This window comes from Methanosarcina flavescens (assembly GCF_001304615.2).
Taxonomy (GTDB): Archaea; Halobacteriota; Methanosarcinia; order Methanosarcinales; family Methanosarcinaceae; genus Methanosarcina; species Methanosarcina flavescens.
In genome coordinates this window covers 3,245,330-3,266,241 of sequence record NZ_CP032683.1, presented here as the reverse complement: position 1 = coordinate 3,266,241, position 20,912 = coordinate 3,245,330, and the positions used below count along the sequence as shown (strand labels likewise).

The 20,912-nt window shown below is 39.8% G+C and carries 18 protein-coding genes and 2 pseudogenes; 7 read left to right on the top strand and 13 right to left on the bottom strand.

Annotated features, from left to right (window positions below; all coding sequences use genetic code 11):
- Window positions 1–304: 304 nt before the first annotated feature.
- The 7 genes from AOB57_RS14240 to AOB57_RS14210 all read right to left on the bottom strand — a co-directional run bounded on the left by AOB57_RS14240 (window position 305) and on the right by AOB57_RS14210 (window position 8,269).
- On the bottom strand, window positions 305–1,489 hold the full coding sequence (locus tag AOB57_RS14240; protein WP_054298675.1) for a DUF1015 domain-containing protein: 1,185 nt from the start codon (window positions 1,487–1,489) through the stop codon (window positions 305–307).
- A 79-nt stretch (window positions 1,490–1,568) separates the two neighbouring features.
- Window positions 1,569–2,939, bottom strand: coding sequence for an MBL fold metallo-hydrolase (locus AOB57_RS14235; RefSeq protein WP_054298674.1), 1,371 nt, complete (start codon window positions 2,937–2,939; stop codon window positions 1,569–1,571).
- Between the two features lie 459 nt (window positions 2,940–3,398).
- On the bottom strand, window positions 3,399–4,601 hold the full coding sequence (locus AOB57_RS14230) for a S8 family peptidase (RefSeq protein WP_054298673.1): 1,203 nt from the start codon (window positions 4,599–4,601) through the stop codon (window positions 3,399–3,401).
- Between the two features lie 563 nt (window positions 4,602–5,164).
- Window positions 5,165–5,575: a hypothetical protein gene (locus AOB57_RS14225; protein WP_226999549.1), complete on the bottom strand. Its 411-nt coding sequence runs from the start codon at window positions 5,573–5,575 to the stop codon at window positions 5,165–5,167.
- Between the two features lie 686 nt (window positions 5,576–6,261).
- Complete coding sequence (locus AOB57_RS14220; RefSeq protein ID WP_226999548.1) at window positions 6,262–6,936, bottom strand: SRPBCC family protein; 675 nt, start codon at window positions 6,934–6,936, stop codon at window positions 6,262–6,264.
- Window positions 6,937–7,007: 71 nt separating this feature from the next.
- Window positions 7,008–7,382, bottom strand: a complete 375-nt coding sequence (locus tag AOB57_RS14215; RefSeq protein ID WP_226999547.1) for a DUF1428 domain-containing protein — start codon at window positions 7,380–7,382, stop codon at window positions 7,008–7,010.
- Window positions 7,383–7,774: 392 nt separating this feature from the next.
- The gene (locus AOB57_RS14210; RefSeq protein WP_054298672.1) at window positions 7,775–8,269 is read right to left on the bottom strand and encodes a hypothetical protein; all 495 of its coding nucleotides are present in this window, start codon (window positions 8,267–8,269) and stop codon (window positions 7,775–7,777) included.
- Window positions 8,270–8,356: 87 nt separating this feature from the next.
- On the opposite strand from AOB57_RS14210, the gene AOB57_RS14205 reads away from it, so the two are divergent.
- Window positions 8,357–8,947, top strand: a complete 591-nt coding sequence (locus AOB57_RS14205) for a class I SAM-dependent methyltransferase (protein WP_319592653.1) — start codon at window positions 8,357–8,359, stop codon at window positions 8,945–8,947.
- Window positions 8,948–9,011: 64 nt separating this feature from the next.
- A pseudogene (locus tag AOB57_RS14200) lies at window positions 9,012–10,050 on the top strand (IS630 family transposase).
- 36 nt (window positions 10,051–10,086) lie between these two features.
- Here AOB57_RS14200 and AOB57_RS14195 read toward each other — a convergent pair.
- Complete coding sequence (locus AOB57_RS14195; RefSeq protein WP_054300113.1) at window positions 10,087–10,581, bottom strand: hypothetical protein; 495 nt, start codon at window positions 10,579–10,581, stop codon at window positions 10,087–10,089.
- 302 nt (window positions 10,582–10,883) lie between these two features.
- On the opposite strand from AOB57_RS14195, the gene AOB57_RS14190 reads away from it, so the two are divergent.
- Window positions 10,884–11,840 (top strand): IS5 family transposase, encoded by a 957-nt coding sequence (locus AOB57_RS14190; RefSeq protein ID WP_167829649.1) that lies wholly within the window; start codon window positions 10,884–10,886, stop codon window positions 11,838–11,840.
- 324 nt (window positions 11,841–12,164) lie between these two features.
- Here AOB57_RS14190 and AOB57_RS14185 read toward each other — a convergent pair whose 3' ends face one another.
- Entirely contained in the window at window positions 12,165–12,443 is a 279-nt protein-coding gene (locus AOB57_RS14185) for a VOC family protein (protein WP_273075469.1), read from the bottom strand.
- Window positions 12,444–12,481: 38 nt separating this feature from the next.
- Window positions 12,482–12,556 (bottom strand): annotated as a pseudogene (locus AOB57_RS15110) (VOC family protein); the annotation flags it as partial.
- 519 nt (window positions 12,557–13,075) lie between these two features.
- Between AOB57_RS15110 and AOB57_RS14180 the strand changes: the two are divergent.
- Both AOB57_RS14180 and AOB57_RS14175 read left to right on the top strand, forming a co-directional pair.
- Window positions 13,076–14,302: a multidrug effflux MFS transporter gene (locus tag AOB57_RS14180; RefSeq protein ID WP_054299979.1), complete on the top strand. Its 1,227-nt coding sequence runs from the start codon at window positions 13,076–13,078 to the stop codon at window positions 14,300–14,302.
- Between the two features lie 366 nt (window positions 14,303–14,668).
- Window positions 14,669–15,535, top strand: a complete 867-nt coding sequence (locus AOB57_RS14175; RefSeq protein ID WP_226999546.1) for a hypothetical protein — start codon at window positions 14,669–14,671, stop codon at window positions 15,533–15,535.
- A gap of 59 nt (window positions 15,536–15,594) precedes the next feature.
- Here AOB57_RS14175 and AOB57_RS14170 read toward each other — a convergent pair whose 3' ends face one another.
- The 3 genes from AOB57_RS14170 to AOB57_RS14160 all read right to left on the bottom strand — a co-directional run bounded on the left by AOB57_RS14170 (window position 15,595) and on the right by AOB57_RS14160 (window position 19,752).
- Window positions 15,595–16,269, bottom strand: coding sequence for a flavodoxin family protein (locus tag AOB57_RS14170; RefSeq protein ID WP_054299981.1), 675 nt, complete (start codon window positions 16,267–16,269; stop codon window positions 15,595–15,597).
- Between the two features lie 603 nt (window positions 16,270–16,872).
- Complete coding sequence (gene lon, locus AOB57_RS14165) at window positions 16,873–19,260, bottom strand: endopeptidase La (protein WP_054299982.1); 2,388 nt, start codon at window positions 19,258–19,260, stop codon at window positions 16,873–16,875.
- Window positions 19,261–19,332: 72 nt separating this feature from the next.
- Window positions 19,333–19,752, bottom strand: a complete 420-nt coding sequence (locus AOB57_RS14160) for a MarR family winged helix-turn-helix transcriptional regulator (RefSeq protein WP_054299983.1) — start codon at window positions 19,750–19,752, stop codon at window positions 19,333–19,335.
- Between the two features lie 430 nt (window positions 19,753–20,182).
- On the opposite strand from AOB57_RS14160, the gene AOB57_RS14155 reads away from it, so the two are divergent.
- Both AOB57_RS14155 and AOB57_RS14150 read left to right on the top strand, forming a co-directional pair.
- Window positions 20,183–20,566 (top strand): RING finger protein, encoded by a 384-nt coding sequence (locus tag AOB57_RS14155; protein WP_054299984.1) that lies wholly within the window; start codon window positions 20,183–20,185, stop codon window positions 20,564–20,566.
- A 109-nt stretch (window positions 20,567–20,675) separates the two neighbouring features.
- On the top strand, window positions 20,676–20,837 hold the full coding sequence (locus tag AOB57_RS14150; protein ID WP_167829648.1) for a hypothetical protein: 162 nt from the start codon (window positions 20,676–20,678) through the stop codon (window positions 20,835–20,837).
- Window positions 20,838–20,912: the final 75 nt, after the last annotated feature.

Here is a 20,912-nt window from a genome sequence, read left to right as displayed (position 1 = left end):
TGTCGAATTAAGTCGTTTTTTCATAAACTTACATCCTTTTAATGAAGTTGTTACTTTTAAAATTATATGAAATGTCCTAATTCTTTCCTGTTTATTACAGTTAAAACGCAAAGAGAAATAGGGAGAAGAACGAAAAAGAGGGTGGTCAATGAAAAGAGAAGATAAAGATAGAAATAAGGATAAAAAGAGAAGATAAAGAAAAAAAATAGGATGAAATAAGAGAAAAAGAGTAAAAATAATGGAAAGAGAGAGAAGATAGAAATGAGAATGAAAAAGATTGAAAATAGTTTGAGGCCAGAAAGTCTTATATAGTAATTTTCCTGGCCTCTATATAATATCTTTTCTCATTTTCCTTCCCAAGGGAAAACGATTTTCTCGGAAGGGCTCCTTTCTTTTTTATAAGAGTAAAAAACTCGCTCTTCCTTAACGGAGGAAGGAAGAAACCAGTATTTCCCTGTTTCCTACCAAGCTTTTCAACGACCTCCGGATCATGCTCATACTCAACTGAATAATTGTCAATAATCTCATCAAGGGTTTCGACCTCAAGGTCGTGTACTGGATTATCAAAAACAAGCACACCACTGCTATCCTTTGTAATAAACCCGATTGAATGTTCTTTGGCTGAAAGATCGAGATTTGAAGGGCGGTCCTGAACTCTTTCAATCCTTGCATCGAATTTCCTGAGCAACTCTTCCGGGTCAATTCCACTTACAACCCTGTGAATTGGCTCAAAGGAAAGACCTGGATCATGAATATTTACAAGCTCGACCATTGCATATCTTGCAGGATGATCTTCCTCTACAGTCCCTTTAATTTTTTCCCAGAAACTCTTTGCAGCAGCAAGGCTGTGGTTTCCATCCCCAACAAGAAGAGTCCCAAGGTTAAGAATTTTATCCGAGATATCTTTAATTATCTTTTCATTACTGATCCTGTAGCCCTTGATATGACCGCCATTTTCCATAAGGTCAAAATCATAAACCAGATTTTCTTCACAAACGAGGTCATCTGTATTCCTGGGTATAACTGTGAAATCAGGATCATTATATAATACCAGGATATGCGATAGTTCCAGTTCGGCATTTTCCCTTATCCTGATTCTTGCAGGAAGCCTTTCTTTAATGGTGCCTTCAGTTGGTCTGATAATTGAATCCAACCCATTGAACTGGTATTCTTCAAGGTCGACCGCAACCACAAGCCCGATTCTATCCCTGTCTGAGACTGAACGACTCACAAGGATAAAGCATGGGCCGTGATCAACAAGAATTTTTTTATAATCACTTAGAGTTTTATGGATCTTATTCACTCTATTTTCATCTAAAGGAAGGTATATTTCAGGATAAATGAGATTGAAAGTAGAAGGGGAATCTCCAACAAATTCTTCAACTCTTTTCCAGTATTCCAGATCCTGAGTGTGCTGATCACAGGCAATTACTGCCCACTTTTCCCAATTGTCCTTTGGAAGAAGAATGTGGGGAACGTGTAAAACCATGGTAAATTAAAAAAGAAAGAGAGAATATAAAGGTTTCCAAACTTGTTTTCTGAGTGTATGAATTAATAAGGAGTTCAACTTATTTTACCACGTCGTATCCGGCATTTTTCCACGCAGTCATGCTGCCAAGTACATTATATACGCTACTATAACCGTGCTTTTTCAAAATTGAAGCTGCTATGCTGGAACGCCGGGAACTATCACAATATATTATTGTCGGAAGCTCCTTTGGAATTTTATCCAGATTTTTTTCAAGCTCACCAACATATATATGTTGAGCTCCTTCAATGTGTCCTTCATTCCATTCTTTTTCCTTTCTCACATCCAGAAGTGTCATTTCTTCGTGCTTTTCCAGTTTATGCTTCAGATCGTGGACCGATATGAATTCTAACTTGTCTACTGGCAAAGCTCTCATATACCAGGCTGCAATCCCCCCGTTTAAGAAACCTGTAATATTGTCATAGCCCAGGCGAACCAGATACCTTACCGCAGTTTCAAGTTGTTCTTTTTCTTCCAGAATGAGAAGTATAGGCTTATCATAAGGGAGCACCCAGCCGGCAAAGGAAGGTATTCCTCCTAGCCAGATGCTGTAGCTGCTTTTTATATGCGCCCCTCCAAACGAATGGGGCATGCGGGTATCTACGACCACAGCCCCTTTTTCCATCTCAGCCCTGAACTCTCCTGGTGAAAGCTGCTTCAGAACATTCAGGCCATTAAGTAGAGGAGGACCCTGCTGATTATACTGCTCCATTCTCCTGAAGTAAGGAGGAAATTCAAGTTTTTCTTCAAGTTTGAATTTGATAAATTCTTCCTTCTCGGTCTTTTGCAGAAGAGGATTCTGGATGCGCTCAAGTCCTAGAGTACTGTAGTCCCTTTTGGCGATAGCGCCCCCACAAACCGAGCCTGCGCCGTGCGCAGGACATAGTATTACTTCGTCTCCCAGGGGAAGAATCTTGTTAAAGATGCTGTCATAAAGGTTTGCTGCCAGCCTTGGAGCCTCCTCGGGACCGTACAGGTCGGTTCTTCCTGTATCGCCTATGAACAGGGTGTCTCCTGTAAAGACCATTACCGGCTCTTTTCCTGTTTCAAGATCTGTCAAAGTATAGGATATGCTCTCATCCGTATGGCCAGGCGTATGTAAAGCAGTCAGTCTCAAAGAGCCAAAGTCGAATTCCTGACCCTCAATCAAATAGTTTCCATATTTGAAATCGACCCCCTTGCCGTGATAAATCTCTGCACCCGTAAGCTTCTTTAGTTCCAGGGAACCGATTATATAATCCTCATTTCTGTGGGTCTCAAAAATATATTTTATATTCATACCTTCTCTTCTGGCAAGATCGGCATAGACCTGACAGTCTCTGCGAGGGTCGATAACTATAGCTTCATCTTTCGAACCAATAAAATAAGAAAGATGAGCCAGACCTTCTGATTTAACTCGTTCGAATATCAAAGTAACCCCCCTTCAGCTATATTTTATACATTATGTGATAATTTTCTGCATATTGTAGACTCCTTTCTTTAATATATAACCACACACTTCATAATTTTTTCATAAAAAATATATTATGATAATTATTCAGAAAATAGAGTTACAAGTAAGAGAATGGAGATTGTAGTAGCAGAAAAGTAGAGTTATGACTGTAAAATGCAGAATTGTGACATTAAGGAAAGAAGGTTATAACAATAAAGGAAAGGGTCTTGGTAATTATACAGTTTAATATAATATAGTCCTATATGTAATTCTCTGAATCACAGCTCCTAAGCTTTCTGGAGAAGTGTAGACTGGAAGGCTTACTTTCTTGGCTATTGCACAGTCCATGATAAATGGATTACAGGGCCACCGGTAAAACCGATGGCTTGCTGTTAAAATTATCTCTTCCGGATTTGGAGGCGTTTTGCTCATTTCCAATTAAACAGACCAATTCCTCAATGGTGCCTGAATGATGCCTGTACCCACATCATCCTCTTCGCTGCCTGGGGCTAAAGAGTCAAAGGTGCCGCTAGCAATAAGTTGAGCCATCAGGCTCACGTTATTTATCCTCCCGGTCAATTCCAGCTGACGCTGTGCCCACAGGGCAGCAATACCCGCAGCGTGAGGTGTCGCCATGCTGGTTCCATTCATGCTGACAAGACCATCCGTGCCTGCGTCGGCAGAGATGACGTTAACGCCTGGGGCGGCAATGTTCACCTGATTATTTGAAAATCTGGCAACAGTATAGCCCCTATTGGATTCACCCAGTGCGCCAATGGCAACAATGCCCGTGGCGGCAGCAGGAGGTGATACCGAAATTTCGTATTTAGGTCGATTGCTTTCGTTACCGCTGGCCGCAACGATGATTGCAGATCGCCCAAATTCCCCCTGTGCTGCCACAACGCGCGCTAACTCGGTGAACAGGTTGACGTTTGCACGATACTCTTCCAGCGCCAGGGATGTCGCTGGCTTAATATCCATCCTATATTCGCGGACCAGCCAATCTACATAGCCCGGAAAATCAATTCCTAGGGACATAGAAATGACATTTGCGCCTTCATTGACTGCCCACTGGATGGCCTTGGCGAGCGTGTCTGAGGAACCCCCTCCTTTGCCCAGCACTTTGCCAATTAGGGCGCATTTAATGTTTTTGGCGATACCGATGCGGATATCATTGACGTCCTGGCCAAAAATAGTCCCTGCACAATGCGTACCATGGCCGTGAATATCATTATCGGCTTCCTCAGTGAAGTTCTTCTGAACCAGCTTCACACCTTTAAATGCAGGGTGATTTGGATCGATTCCAGTATCCAGCACAGCTACAGTGATACCAGTTCCGTCATATGGTGATTCCGATGCGCGTACTGCGTCGATTCCCCAGCATTTTGTAGCTGTTGGAGCACTGGGGCTGCCAACCGGCTCAACCAGTTTCATTGGCATAGGTTTGGCAATGGCAAGTGTTGTGGGATCTCTGCGCAGATAATTGACCTCCCGCTTTGTAAGTTCTGCATCCTCTAACTTGACGATTGGCTGGGCCGCTTCCAAGGGGAGCATTTCTGCTCGGTGTGCTCTTCCTATATCTCCCCGTGCAGGTGGTAATATCTCACTGCTTCGCAGGATAATATATTTTGTTGAATCCATACCTTTACCCTCCATTCGTATTTCGATAAAATTGTATAAACTCTAGAATAATATGCAAAAATAGTATAAAAAAAATGAAGTATATATTAAGGAGCATAAGTACTGTATATTAGTACATATCTAGGACTTATGCGGTTGCCTACTTTGCAGGCAACTTTTGAAATTTTCTCTTTTTATTCTAAGGTGTAAACTGGCTTTCTTGTAAATTGGTTAACAGCGTTTCTTATATTTCCTGTAAAAAAATAAGAACACATATAGAAACTATCTGGATTTCATTTTGATATATATGCTGAAATATAGGAAAATACAGATACTCTATTTTTTGTTTTTATCTGTAAATATACAAAAATATGCGGATCTAATTTCGTTTAATCTCGGAAAAAAGCCGAAAGCCTCATCTGCTCAATTTCCCGAATCTTATTGATTCCCCTAACGGTTTCAATTTGCCCTTTCTGATTCTGTTGCTTTTGTTGCTCTTGTCTTTTATTCGTTTTATCTTTTTCATTAAACTCCATAAAGTTATCAAAAAAAGCAATTTCACTTCCAAAATTTAGTGAATCCCTTTAATGTTCGATTGTTTTCTCCTGCCAGTTCTCGGAGAGCAGCAGGAACTCCATTCCCCTTCTCTCTTCATTCCATTCCCAGACTCCAGCCTGGTAAAAAATAGCTCCTAACTGGCTCGAGAGTTGCGCATAAGACACCTCCGGACGGAGTTTGTACAGGAATTTCCCAATGCCGTCCTTCTCCGTTCCTGTGTACAGTTTTGCAGCGTTATTCGCAAGAGCTTTCCATTCCCTGTCCTGCATGAACTCGCAGAGCCTGTCAAGATGGCGGCAGCTAATCTTATCGATTCTTGGAAAACGACTGTTTCTGAACTTCCTTTTTATGAAAAGGTTTCCTCGATTATCTATGCGCCAGGAAAAGCCCTTCGGTTTTGTACCAAGAGTTCTGGACCTAGACCAGAAGGCTGCCATCGAGGGTAAATCGGATTTTAAATATAAAAATTGTATGTTATGCTGTAATTTCTTTATTGTCTCTTCACATGTTTGTTGTATCTCTTACTCATTTGTTATTCATTATCCAGCGGTACCGGTAAATCTAAAGGCTCAATCAAAAAACTCTTTCATACAGTCTTCAGTAATCAAAAGTTCTTTCTCTAAATTTTTAAAGTTAAGGTGCACAGGCATTTAGATAAGCCCTTACAATAATCCATAGAGCAAGCCAACCAATTGCCGAAATCAAATCGTTTCTGAACTGTGTTTCCATAAACTTATATAACCCTAACATCCCATTTAATTTTTTTCATCTGTTTAAAATTGTCTGGGCTGCATTTTATTCTGCAGGAAATTTTTATTTTTTCAGTCCTTTTGTCCAGATTCCTGTGTCTGTTAATATTTTACAAATTTGACTATAAAATAAGAGAAAATATATCAGGTCATCCAGTTAGGTGAATTAAGATCCATTATTTCACAGGATTTCTACAGAGCCAGAAAAATAAATGTTACAGGATAAAGCGAACTTACTGTTTAAAAAGTTGCGTGACCTGTCAGATATGCACGGAATGTTCACTATATTTCACTATATTATTCACCTTATTATTCACCTGTGCTATTATCCATAATGTCAGTGGTTCAGAATAGTCAAATGTTCTCATTTCGATTTAGTCAACTGTTTTCATTTTCGACTCTTTAACCAGTTTCTCTAAAAGTTCATCCAGGCGTTCATAAGAGTCGTTGACGCCCTTTTCCATGTCAGACTGGAGTTCACCGTCACGATCCTTAACCGACTGGAAGACAGCTTGAGACGCCAGCCTTGTCCTGTTACCTGGCAGCGCTTCAAATCTTGCAGTTTCAAGAGCTACGTGCCCTTTTTCAGGAAGACCTTCAAATTCAAAAGTGCTGATAATTCTCTCGGGAGCTGTAACCTCATGATACACTCCGTGGAATGCATATTCATTACCGTCCTGATCTTTATGAATATATCGCCACTTACCTCCGTTTTTAGGTTCGAAAACTTCGAGCTTCATTGTAAAGCCTCGGGGCCCAAGCCACTGTGCGTAGAGTTCTGGATCAGTGAATGCTTTGAACACAAGCTCTCGCGGCGCGTCAAACTCACGTGTAATAACAATTTCCTGTTTGCCAGGTTCGGCTGAAATTTTTGTTTTCTTATTATTTGTCATATATCGACCTGCCTCTTTGTACGAGCTTTTAAGAATTAACTGACAGTTTGTTTGAGACGACTGAAAGTATGCTATCGCGCTCTTGCTTTCCTCCAGACAACATGTATCAAGCCCTGCAGTATCGAGCCGCCGCCAGAACGCGAAGGCTGCCTCCATTTTGTATACTCCTCCATTCGTCAAGCGCCTACTAAGCCTATGATTACAACCGGCTGCATCAAGATGCTAGGTTAAAATCTAACTAAGGTTTTGAAGCCACCATAAGCCATGCGTCTATAATCAAATGGTGGTTCTGCGCCTGATTCCATCATTTCCTTAATCCTTGGGTCGTTCATGACTGCCGCGTTCACCCGATCTCTGTGCTCCTTAGATTCAAAAACGATCCATGAAAAAATTACGGTCTCATCTTCGGAGGTATTGGCTGCCTTCTTGAAAGAAACCATGTCTTCAACATCCAGGTCATCGCCAATACATTCGTAATACTCCAGGGCACCAAGCTCTTTCCAAATCTCGCCGCCTCTTTGAGCCATCTCTCTGTATTCGTTTACCCTGCCTTTAGCGATAGGAATTAAAAACCCATCTACATACTTTTCCATACCTTCCATGCTCTCTCCCTTTTCCTTCTCTAATTTCCTTCTATAATTATAGCCTGACGATGAATGTCACTTACATTCTCGCCGTTACAGCATGAAGACGATACAACCGCTTGCTGGATTCACTCTTCATATCTTCGATGATTATAATTTTTTTTATTGTTTTAATTTTATTTAAATCCTTAAGTAACTATTCAGCGTACCTAAAATCAGTATATCGGCATGAATTTGAGTTGCTAAAAATGTCTAAAAGTTTAGAATTAACTAGTAGATCCTCAATTCAGTTAGAGGGCCATTACAGTTAAAAAGATTGACTGATTATAATTTCAGTTAAAAAAGGAAATTGATCTAATTATAAGCCCTTCAATGTGCTCTCTCTCCCAAACCTGGTTTAAAAAAGTTAATCAGTTATTCGACCTGTTCTCCAGTAAAGCGGAAACAAGATTTTGCTGGCTTATGAAATCTTTTTTAAACCTGAAAAATATCTCGGCATTGTCATCCGACGGTAACCGTTCGCTCATCTCGATCCATTTCCTGATTATTTCGGATTTCTTATCAAAAACAGCCAGTTTTTCAGGTGAAAATTCCTCAATCAGGTTTCTGGCAGAGGAAGCCCAGGTTATGTATTTCTTAAATAGTTCTTCCTGTTCAAGAAACTGGTCATTTGTCAACTTGAACCATCGGTAATGAAGAGGAACTGGTTCTCCTTCATAGGGGTTAGTGTGAATACCGGTGTCGTAATCCCACATTTTTGGCAGGTCTGACACACTGAAGGGTCCGATTTCTAGGAAAGGGTCATACTGAATGGGCACTGAATAGAAAAGCTTACGCAAACCCTCAAGAAGGGAATTGGATTCAGAAATAAGGTCTTCAATTTGCTTTTTAATTACTTCAGACACTCTCTGCATCTCCAAAAAGCAGTATTTCCGTTCTTTTACAGTTATCGTTAACAATATTTGTCTTGAATATTAAATAAGCTTTGAGGGATTTACCTGTACTGGGATGAAGCGTATAAGGGAAAACCACCATGGGACATCGACTATCCCCAACCGGCCTTTCAGGCTCTTATAAAAAGTGGAGAGATTAAGCCTGGCAGGGTCCTTGATGTCGGATGTGGCAGAGGCGAGAACGCAATAATGCTGGCAAGAAATGGCTGTGATGTCACGGGTATAGACATCGCTGAAAATGCAATCGCTGATGCAAACGCAAAGGCTATAGAGCGTCATGTTAAGGTAAGCTTTATAGTAGGGGATGTACTGCGGATGGACCGGCTTTTCATGGAGGGAGAATTCGACACAGTTATTGATTCCGGCCTGTTTCATGTGATGACGGATGAGGAGAGACCGGTTTTTGCGCGGCAGATATACAGGGTGCTCAGGACAGGCGGCAAATATTTCATGCTCTGTTTCTCAGATAAGGAGCCTGCCGGATACGGGCCCAGGAGAGTTTCAAAAGCTGAAATCGAGCAAACTTTCACACCTTTTTTTAATATAATTTATATAAAAGATACGAGTTTTGACTCGCGCCTCGGCCCGGACAGCAGTAAAGCCTACCTCTTATCGGCTGTCAGGAAGTGATTGAAAAAATTGATTATAGTCCTTGACGTAAGGTATTACACACATTAACTCATATTATCCTTTTATGGTGGGGAAGGAACAAATTGCTATTGATCAGAAGTTAAGTCTTGATGAGGTTAACTCCTTAATCAAACATGAAAATAACTCTCGCGTTCTAAAAAGGCTTTATTTTATCAAATTTAGGTATTTAGGAGGTTCTGTTGAAGAAGCTGCCATCAAAGTTGGGGTAACTAAGAAATGTGGCTATTATTGGCAAGATTATTGGAATAAAGGCGGCTATGCCGCCTTGATGCCACAATTTGGTGGAGGAAGAAAGCCTAAGCTTACTGACGAACAAATGATAGAATTAAAGAGTTTGTTGAAAAAGAAAGATTTCTGGACTACCAGAGAAGTATTAGAGCTAATAAAGGAAAAATATGGCGTTGAGTACTCATTAAAAAGGATAGGAGTTATACTGAAAAACTTTGGAATGCATCATTCAAAACCTTATATTCTCGACTACAGGAGACCTAAAGATGCAGAAGAAATTTTAAAAAAAGTTAAGTGAAACAGTTCCAAAGTATCCTCTTTCACATTAGAAATATGTAATAGGTTTCCTTGATGAATCCTCACCACAAACAAAAGCAAATACGCAGCGTTTGTGGTCATTTACAAAATCTTCAATGATAAAAAATACAGATTACATAAAGGCAAATGCATTTGCCTTTTACTCAATTAATGGGAATAATCTGATTGATTTTAAAGAGAGTTCAAAGGCAGAAAGCGTATGTGAGTTTCTTGAAAAAATAATGGAAGAGAACAGAGGAAAAATCATAGTACTTATACTTGATAATTTTAAAGCACATAAAGCAGATAAAACAAAGATGAAAGCAAAAGAATTGGGAATTAAACTTGTGTTTCTTCCACCTTATTCACCAGATTTGAATCCTGTAGAGTTAATATGGAAAACAATTAAAAGAGAAGTATCGGTCAGATTTATTCAATCAAAAGAACATTTGAGAAATATAATCAAAAATGAATTTAACAGGATAGAGGGTTCGCTATCATTTGCAAAAAGCTGGATAGAAAAATTTTATCCACAAATTAAAAGTGTAACTAGTTGAGAGAAGAACTATAATTGAAAAATTGTCTGCCCGTTTTTAAACCTTCAATCCATCATCGGTTATCGTAATATCGCAGGTTCCGACAAAAATAGTATCGTGCATATCCACCCCATTTACGGATTTCTTAGGCACATCATTTATTTCCACGGTACGGTCAGTTATACGGATTTTCTTACCTCTGACATAAAATGTACCGGTAACTTCTACATACTGATCTTCCGTAATTTTAGCATTGAAAATAACAGTACCATCATCCTTCTTTGTCAACATAAGCCCGTTTCCTTTCTCGATCTCTCCTTGCACATCAAAATTTTCGTTAATCTGGATAAACTTATTTTTATCAATCTTAGCTATGATTTCGGAATTCGCATCCCGGATCTCAGTTGTCAGAAGCAGACCGTCGTCACAGTTTTCCAGAGTAAATATGGGTATACGCTCTTCGGAATCCATATCAGGCTTATATAACAGATTATACACTGGATCTGCGTACACATTTGATCCCAGAATTAACATATAATCATCATGAACCATAAGATATTCCCCTGTGATTTTGAACAATATATGAATCTAATCATATAAAATAGTCTTTCATAATTATAAAAACGATTCTTAACATTTATTTAAAAATTATTCTAATTATCTGCTCTAATTATCTGATAATCTCTAAAATATTTTAATATTTCCTTGATTAATAAAATTTTCACGACAATAAAAATGTTTTGGCTCTGTAGAAATCCTCTAAATTCTGTTTTTACCCAAAAATTATAAAAATAAAATTGTAAAAATGCTCCTTAATTTTTTTGTCCCCACAAAAAACAAAGGAGCAATTGCTATTGTCATCAAATAAGTATATTAAATTTATTGATCTCAGTCTTAAAACGGTTCAGTCTTCCAGACTGAACCTTTACTCCTGCAAATATTCCAAACGTGTTTATACTCAACATCAGCTTCTTGTTCTTGTTTTATTGAAGGAGTATATAAGTACAGACTACCGTGACTTTGTAGAACTTGTTGACCTCATGAACAATATAAAGGAAAAACTTGACCTTGATAAGGTTCCTCATTACACTACTCTTCAAAAGTTTGTGTCCAGAATTCCCTCTTCATTGTTTAACCTAATTTTGTCAAAAACTCTAAAACTATTTTACTCACATGGAGAAAAAGTTCTCATTACGGCAATTGATGCAACAGGATTTACGAGTTCTTATGCAAGTCATTATTATTCTAAGAGAACAGGGAAGCTCCGAAGGAGCTTCCTTAAAACTTCAATATCAGTAGACACTATTAAAAAAGTAATATTAGGATGGAAAATTAGCCAAAAAACAGATCATGATGTCAAGCATGCAAAGACTCTGATAAGACAATCAAACAAGTCAAGAAAGTCTCAATGTTATGTGATGGATAAAGGATATGATTCCGAAGAAATTCATACTCTAATAAGAGAAGAGATAAAAGCAGATTCAATAGTACCTTTGAGAGAAAGAAAAAGAAAGAGAATAAACGGAAAATATAGAAAACAATTAAACAAAGACTTTGATAAGATCAAATACAATAGAAGGAATATAGTAGAGACAATAATATCTGTTGTAAAAAGAAAATTTGGAGAAACATTAAGAGCAAGAAAGGTTAGAAATCAAGTAAAAGAAGTAAAAGTTAAACTAATAGTCTATAATATAAACAAAAAAGTAATACAATTATTATGGATTAAATTAAGGATTTCTACAGAGCCTAATAGAATTATTTCTTTAATAAAATTAGTTTACAGATTTGATATGCTCTCAATTTACTAATTGGTTTAATAAGTATACTTCCATTTAAAAATTAGATACAAATTGGCTCCGTAGAAATCCTCTGAAATAGCCAATCTTAACAAATTAAAACTAAATTGCCTGATTCATTTTGCTGAAGAACTTTAAGTCTATTGATGACGATTAAGTAGGTTTTCTACAGAGCCATTCTATTAAAGAATTAATTTTATTAAAGGATCGATTTGTTTAAATCTCATTTTTCAGTAGTCTGTAAAATTTTTGTTTTATTCAGGCTATTTTTGTCCTATCAAGGATAATTTTGTCTAATCTAAACTTTGCGTAAGATACAGTGTATTTCGAATAAATTTAAGCAGGACTATTCTGCACCATCTGTATAAGGTTCCCACAGGTGTCATCAAATACGGCAATGGTTGTTGTTTCTATTTTTGTTGGTTCCTGAGCAAATTTCACGCCAACCTTTTTCATTCGTTCATATTCTTTTTGAATATCGTCCACGAAAAACGCTGTTAATGGTATCCCTTGACTATAAAGTGCCTTCTGGAATGTTCTGGCAGCCGGATTGTCATTTGGCTCAAGAAGTAATTCTGTGCCTTCAGGTTCTCGGGAGAGACAACCGTTAACCACCTGAATTCTCCCACTGGGATATCGGTTTTCTTAACGAAGCCTAAAATCTCAGTATAAAACTTAAGAGCCTTTCCCTGATCATCTACAAACACACTGGTTAACTTAATTCTCATATTTGTTTCCTCGAATATCGAATTTCATTTATGGAGCATTCTTTGGTACAATTAAGAACTTATTACATCTTTCCTTTCAAAAGAATAAATAGCAAGTTGTTGTTTCTCATTAGATAGAATTAGTAACTGCCGTTTGTTTTTCCTATTTTAAATAATCGCAGGTCACAACACTTCTCGGATAGTCTCTTAATAGATAGTTTTGTGGTCTCCGCGGTTAACCTCTTACTTGATATTGACGAAGAAATTTTGGTCTTTGACTATAGTTAACTTTCTTAATCCGGACAGACTGACAACTTTTATAAATCCCTCTGTTATTTCGATACTCATCACACTTGCCTTAGTTTATCCTACCTTAGGTAGTTTACATATTATGGCAGCATATTCTATCACAACCAGTTTGTCTTCTCATAACCGGGTAAACTGGTTATGATGAGTTCCTGGATTTAGCCAGTTATTAGATTTAGCAAATTATTATATTTGATTATATATTTAACAAGTAAAAACGTAAAAGGACCCACTATGCATTTTCGAAAAGGAAAATATAACTTTAAAGGTAACCAGAACGGAAACTTGCGAGATAATCTGAAGGGAACAATACCATTGTTAGCTCTTTTAACAGCTTTTCCCGCAATGTCAACAGATATGATGCTCCCTGCTCTTCCTTCTCTTGCCGAAACCTGGAATCAGCCCCTTTCAGTGATCAACCTGACCCTGGTTTGCTTCTTTGTTACCTATGGTTTTTTCCTTCTATTTTATGGTCCGATTTCCGACAGGTTTGGCCGCCGAAGACCTTTGCTTTTCGGGCTTGCAGTATACATAGCTGCGAGTTTTCTCTGTGCTCTGGCGTCAAGCGCATCCATGTTAATATTCTCTCGCATGCTCCAGGCGGCAGGAGCTGCCGCAAGCTCTTCTCTCTCAATGGCAATGACCAGGGATATTTTCTCGGGGCCGGAAAGGGAAAGAGTGCTGGCATATACAGCTGTTATAATGGCAATTGCCCCCATGCTTGCCCCTGTAATCGGAGGCTGGATCCTTGTTGACTTCTCCTGGCCCTGGATCTTTATTATACAGGCAGTTATGGGAGGAATCGGAATGTTTGGAGTCCTTCGTTTTCCCGAGACGCTAACTTCGGTATCGAACACTCCCTTTTCCAGAGTAATGCATGCCTACGGCCGACTGATGCTCAATCCTCTTTACCTGATAATGGTTCTGGTAATGTCAATCAGCCTTTTTCCTCTTTACAGTTTCGTAGCAAGCTCTTCTTCAATTTATGTCACTGAATTCGGGCTCACAGAGCAGAAGTATAGTTACTTCTTTGCTTTCAACGCGCTTGCGATTATGGTTGGCTCCATTACCTGCCTGAGGTTAAGAAAGGTCTTTAGCTCTGGGAATCTAATTACCATAGGTTTTGCAGGAATCTTACTGGGCGGAATCCTTCTTCTCACAACCGGAAAGCACGGCCCCTGGAGTTTCGCCCTGCCAATGTTCCTAATAACGTTTTCAGTCGGCATTAGCCGGCCGCCAAGCAACAACCTTGTTCTGGAACAGGTCGACAGAGACACAGGTTCGGCTTCTTCCCTGCTGATTTTCACCTATTTCACCCTCGGGGCTATAGGTATGTGGTTCATCTCTCTTGAGTGGGCAGATAAGATCCCTGTGCTCGGAGCAATTGCTCTGGGCTGCGGAGCCCTTGTACTTGCTGCGTGGTGCATTTTGCAGAAGAGAGGTATCAGGGGGACTGTTTGAACATAGGGTCCCGATTCTTTGATTTTTACTGAGTCTCCGTCTCGATGTCCAGTCTATATTTCCATCTTGGAACTGCTTTGAGCAGGCTTCTCTGATTCGCAAATTCTCTAGTTTTTTTTGATCTGACAGTTTGCAAATAAGGCAAACTTATTTATTATTTTTATACTTTATTGTGATGCAACAAAAAGTTATTTGGTATTCTCCGAACTTTTTAAGATTTGACTATAACTCGTAACACTGGTATTATTACTCTTACTGATATTTATTGGAGTTGAGGGTTTCTTGAATAAACAAAAAGCCATACTGATACTATTATTAATTCTTCCTCTCCTTTTTGTACTGTATCTCTACAGCCCTTTTTTATTAATGGGTCTGATTGATAGTTTCTGGTACTATACCGAGGAGAAAGTCGATATCGGGCCTTTTGACTATAGTTCCGTACTTACGAAAGCGAAAAAAGCTGGTTATGAGGTGGAAGGCTCCTGTCCCTGGCCAGGAAGTTTTTCGGGCTTTGATCCCGGTGATGTCCCGAAAGTCCGGGAAAGTTTCGGAGGGGCTGCTCGTGTGCAGGATATAAGGTTTAATTATAATAGTAACTCCGAGCTTACGGTTTTCATTTGTGAAGACGGATCGGAAGCCAGAACCTGTGTGGCGATTTCGAACTTCAGCCACTCCGACCCCGAATCTCCCTTACAGCTTTCGGAGCTTCCGGATGACTCATGGATGCTTGAAAAATTCGGGCTTCTCTTCAGCCTGGATGAAGAAGCTTCGGAAAATTATCTTGGGGCTCTGAAAAAAGCAGCACAAAACCAGGCCTGGAACGCTGAAATACAGGTGAATGAATCTCTGGATTTTCCGGGTGTATATGCCTATCTCATGGAAAACAGTGACTATTCCAGTTACGGGTCACCTATGGGTATTTATGCGTACTCGACAGCAGGTTCGGATAGAGAAGAAGTTTTTTATAAGGACGGAAACCGGCTGGGTTCGGTAAGGTATTTTATCCCGGAGGCGAGGATAATGACTTATGATAATGGGAACAGGTACATAGTTGACCTCGATGCCTCAGGAAAGGTCAGACTAGAAATCATAATGCCCCCTGGAAGCAGTGGGGAAACTATACCTGAAGAGGAATACAGGGCAGTTTTCAGGGAAATGTTTGAAGGACTGGGACTTTCTTCTGAAGCTGTGGACAGATTTAACTTTTTTGCCAGTTCTTCACGGATATGGTAAAACTGCCTGAGTTTAAGTAATTTTTTCTTTAAATTTTATTATTTTTCCTTTAATTTCTATTACTTCTCCTTCTCTGCTTCCAGAGCCTTTTGTCTTCTCACGAACCTTGCCCCCATCTCAAAGGCTTTTTGACAGTCCAGTGGAAATACTTCTTTTCGCCTTTTTGCCTTCTCTTCGGAATTGAAGATTGATGAGAGATACTTTGAATAATCATCAAACTGGTATGTTTCGGTACTCCATAATGATTCGGAATACCCGAAAATTCTTGTTGCAAGCCTTTCGTTCAGCTCAATAACCTTATCAAGACAAAACATATCAAAGTTTTCTTCCTTGATATTCATGGTGTAGATGAAACCAATCGGGATATTTTTCGGATAAAATGTCTGAACGTCAACTGAATAAGTAATATACGGGAATATATAGCGTTCCATGAAGGATCTCATTTCGCCTGTAGAATTCCCAAGGTAAATTGGCGATCCAAGGATTACCGCATCGGCAGCTTCCAGCCTTTCAAGCACAGGGGTCAGTTCATCTTTAACAGCGCATCTTGCAAGGTTTTTTCCGCCTTTTACTTTGCAGGCAAAGCAGCTTGTGCACCCTTTGAACTCAAGGTCATAGAGATGGACAATTTCTGTTTCTGCGACTTCTGATGCTGCACCTTCAAGAGCTTTCTCCAGCAGGGTCGCTGTGTTCCAGTTCTTTCTTGGGCTTCCGTTTATTGCCATTACTTTCATGATTTTGCCTCCAAGCGTTCAGGCTTTATATAAATCTCCAAACAGGATAATATTTGCTGTCAATAAGAAAAAGAAAGTTAAATAAGTGTGGTGAAAAATCAGGACTTACTATCTGGGTTTAAATCTGGATCTAATCTCTAATTTTCTAATTCCCAATTTAATTCCCGTTTTACGGTTATTATTCTTTTTTGATTTCTCTAAAGCCTGAAATCCATATAGGGCTCAAAAAATAGTCAGATCCCAAAAAATAGTCAGATCCTCAAAAAAGGCGCATTTTCTTGAGTTTAATCAATCAACTGCGTTAGTTTCAGCTTATAGAATAGAATTTTATTTCCGATACGGCTAGCACAATCGCTATAAAAAAGAACTGAAGTGCTTTGAATCCTCCAGACAAATATCAGATATAATTCAAATAGAATCTCGGATAATTTAGGCGAGAGAATCAGATCATGAAAAAATGGGAAGAAAAATAGAGGGTGTCTCAGAATTATGTAAATTAAGAAAAGTATGGGGTATTTGCGGCTTTGATAAGCCGTTAACCCCTATTCTGCACCTGTCAAGGCTTACGCATTATTTTCAGTGCTTGGGCATAATTCTTAACACTTATGCATTGTGTGCAGGTGCGAAAGTGTTTCCCGAAAATGGCGCTACCGGTTTGGGCAGGTCAATATCCAGGGCTTCTTTCAGGACTTCTTCGATAGTCTCTACAGGTATGAACTTAAGTTCGTTTCTGGCATCTTCAGGCACATCTTCAAGATCCCTTTCGTTCTCTCTCGGCAGGATTACCTTCTTTATGCCTGCCCTGTGGGCTGCAAGGACTTTTTCTTTTATGCCGCCAACAGGCAGTACGGCGCCACTTAGCGTTACTTCGCCTGTCATGGCAAGTTTCGGGTCAACAGCTTTGCCCGTAATCAGGGACGTCAGAGCCGTAAAAAGGGTCACACCAGCAGATGGACCATCCTTCGGGGTTGCACCTGAAGGCACGTGGATGTGGATGTCGCTTGAAGTGAAGTCAAAGCTGTTTGCAGTGTTTGCAAGCCTTGACCTTACAAGGCTCAGAGATATCTTTGCAGATTCTTTCATAACATCACCAAGCTGGCCTGTAAGCGTAAGCTTTCCAGTGCCTGGCATAAACGTGCCTTCTATGAAGAGAATATCTCCTCCTACAGGTGTCCAGGCAAGTCCTGTAACCACGCCGGGTACATTCTCTTTTCTGGCTTCTTCCTGCCGAATTATCTCTTTTCCGAGGATTTCTTTAAGCATATCCACCCTTACAACGTAAGGAAGGTCGGCTTTGCCTGACACGATCTTTTCGGATACGAATCTTGCAATCTTAGCAAGTTGTTTTTTAAGTCCACGGACGCCTGCCTCGCGGGTGTATTTATCGATAATTACCTTCAGGGCTTCATCTTCGATTTTGAGTTTTTCCGCATCAAGACCGTGTTCATCCAGGATATAGGGAAGCAGATGGTCTTTTGCAATTGCGAGTTTCTCATTCTTTGTATACCCTGAAATCTCAATCGTCTCCATTCTGTCAAGAAGCGGCCAGGGGATACTTGCCATAGAGTTGGCAGTAGCTATGAACAGCACATCCGACAGGTCGTATGGAACTTCCAGATAGTGATCTGAGAAGGTACTATTCTGTTCAGGGTCAAGGACTTCGAGAAGGGCACTTGCCGGGTCTCCAGAGTAAGAAGCTGAAAGCTTATCAACCTCGTCAAGGATAAATACTGGATTTTTGGTGCCTGCTTTTCTCATGCCCTGAATAATCCTTCCTGGAAGAGCTCCTACATATGTCCGCCTGTGACCACGGATTTCGGCTTCGTCTTTTACGCCTCCGAGGCTGACCCGTACGTATTTCCTGCCCAAGGCATCAGCAATGCTTTTTCCAAGGCTTGTTTTCCCGGTTCCTGGCGGCCCAGTAAGAAGTAGAATTGAGCCCTGTTTCTCCTTTTTCAGTTTCATTACTGCCAGGTGCTGGATTATTCTCTCCTTGACCTTTTCAAGTCCGTAGTGGTTGCTCTCAAGCACACGCCGGGCTTCGGCAATGTCAATGCTCTTTTTCTCTTCGGTTACCCAGGGAAGGTCGAGCATGAGGTCGAGGTAATTCCTTATAACATTGGCTTCAGGATTGTGATTGCCTCCGGTTTCGAGTTTCTTCAGCTCGGACAGAGCCTTCTTTTTTACCTCATCAGGCATCTTTGAGTTCTCAATCCTTTCCCTGTATGCGGCATCACCTGATGCTGAGTCATCTCCTCCATTGAGTTCTTCCTGAATCACCTTCAGCTGCTCGCGGAGCATTGCTTCTCTGTTCGACTTGCTTATTCTGTCGGTAACTTTTTTTGCCATTTCGATCTGTAGGTTAATATTCTCTTTATGCTTTGTCAGAATGTGGAGGAATAAAAGATACCGTTCACGAACTGAAGCTAGCTCCAGAAGCCTCTGTTTTTCAGCAAGTTTCACGGGTATGTACGGCATGACAAATCCCATTATCTGGTCAATGGAATCCATCTTCTCGATAGGGTTGGTAAACTGCTCCGAGCCCTGGAACCTCTTGCTTATTTCGTGAATTGTTTTCTTTATGTTTGCCATAACTTCAGCTTCAGTTTCCTCATCGAAGTCAGGCACATCATAGACAGGACTGTATGTCGAATAAAACAGCCCATCCCTTCTATATAGAGAGACTGCTTCTACTCTCTGAATAGCCTTTGCGACAATAAGATATCCGTCATCAGCAGGCTGTATAAATGTGATTTTAAGTAAATTTCCGATTTTGTACAAGCTTTCTTCGGACAGTTCCGAAGCTTTCGTGCCGCTTTTTACTGTCAACCCGATGGCACTCACGGATTCGGCATTTCTCATCTCATTTAACAGGATTTCGCCGGTAACTTTGTCAGCCATGAGTTTTGTCCGGCTTTTAGGATAAACCACTATCCCAAAAAGGGGTACTACCAATTTCTCTCGGTTTTCTCTAGTTTGCTCTGAATACATTGTCAATCGTCTCAATTATTATCTCAAGTATTTAGTTTCAATTAACCTAACTATTTTTGAGGACAAAAAAAATTACCTTATCTTTCCCAGAATTTTGATAAGCATGTCCATCTCTTTCTCATCCAGCGAATTTGCTATCCTCTCGATAACCTGCAATAAAGCGTGCTCCTCAGCGTGGGCTATCGTCTGCCCTTTCTCTGTAAGACGAATGTAAAAAATTCTACCATCGTTCTGGGATCTCTCCCTGTAGACACACTCCATTTTGACAAATTTATTAATCATCTCGGTGATGGTGGGCTTTGAGTTGCTTGTGATCTTAGCAAGCCTGCTAAATGTTACTTCCTCGTATTCATCAATGGTTTTTAAATATTCGATCTGCTTGAGCGTAAGATCCGATAGCCCACACTCTGAGAAGATTTGAGAAGAGCATTCACTTTTAATTTTGATCAGTTTTTCAAAAATTATGAACAAATGCTCTTTTTTCTCCCTCATTCTCGATCTGATTGTTAGTTAGGGTTTCCCTAATTATATAATTTTCGGTCAACCCCCCTTTAGCCAGAACTTCTGCACCCAATAAACCGCGCATCGAAATCATTGAGCGGCAAGCGTGGCATCGCTTGATCTCGCCGACAACGCCGTTTTTGATCAAACTTTTTCAAAAAAAAGTTTGCGCTCAAGCCTTTTTTTTGGCAATGTACTTAAATTTCTGTAAAATCGTAAACTCAATAAGTTATTCTGCAGTAGATTTCACCAACATCAAAGAACGAATTTATACACAGTATACAAAACATTGACTCTCAATTTACAGCAAACTCATAATACTAATGTTTAATACTTCCTGAATATAATTTTTTATGTACATCACTTTTTTATACATTCATGAGTTTTAATATATATACTTTATTTAAAGGTGGTATTCAACTTGGGGCATATGTATACTAACTGGGAAGATAAACCGACAAAATTAGTGGGTGTTGTGAAATCTAAATATTCGTATTGTGTTAACTGTTTTAAAACGTTAGAATATGTGGGAAAAAGGAGCACGTTCTGTCCAGAATGTCGTGAAATCGAGAAGGAGAAGGGTCAAAAAGTTGTGGCTCTGGCGTTCCTGTTATCTCTTGTGCCCGGATGGGGGTATGTGTACGTTGCTGAAGATAAAAAAGCACTGGCTACGTCTATATGTACAGTTGCAATGTTCTTTATTCCTGTAATTGGATGGTTCCTATCGTTCATTATATATCTTGTTTCTATTGGAAACACGGTCAAGACGGCACAATTAATTAATGAAGTCCAGAAGCAAGTTTGAGCACTTATCTCCATGTTCCTTACAGACCAGTGTTCAGAAACATTGTTTCAAAAGCAGTTTGAACCTAAATTACATACCTTTTCTATCAAGCAATTGAGGTGGTATGAAGATGAATTGTGGAGATTTGAAAATGGGTCAGGTTCTTCGCTGTGAAAGATGCGGTTTTGAGCTTGAGGTCGTAAAAGAATGTGGAGACGTTTCCTGCGCCACAGACGCCTGCTGTACAGGCGATGTAACATGTTGCGGAGAACCGATGAAACTGAAGCAATAAGCTTAGACAAAATTTACGGATGTGTAAAAACATTGCGAATGACTGGAAAAAGAGCTTAGTAATGGTTTTCTGGAA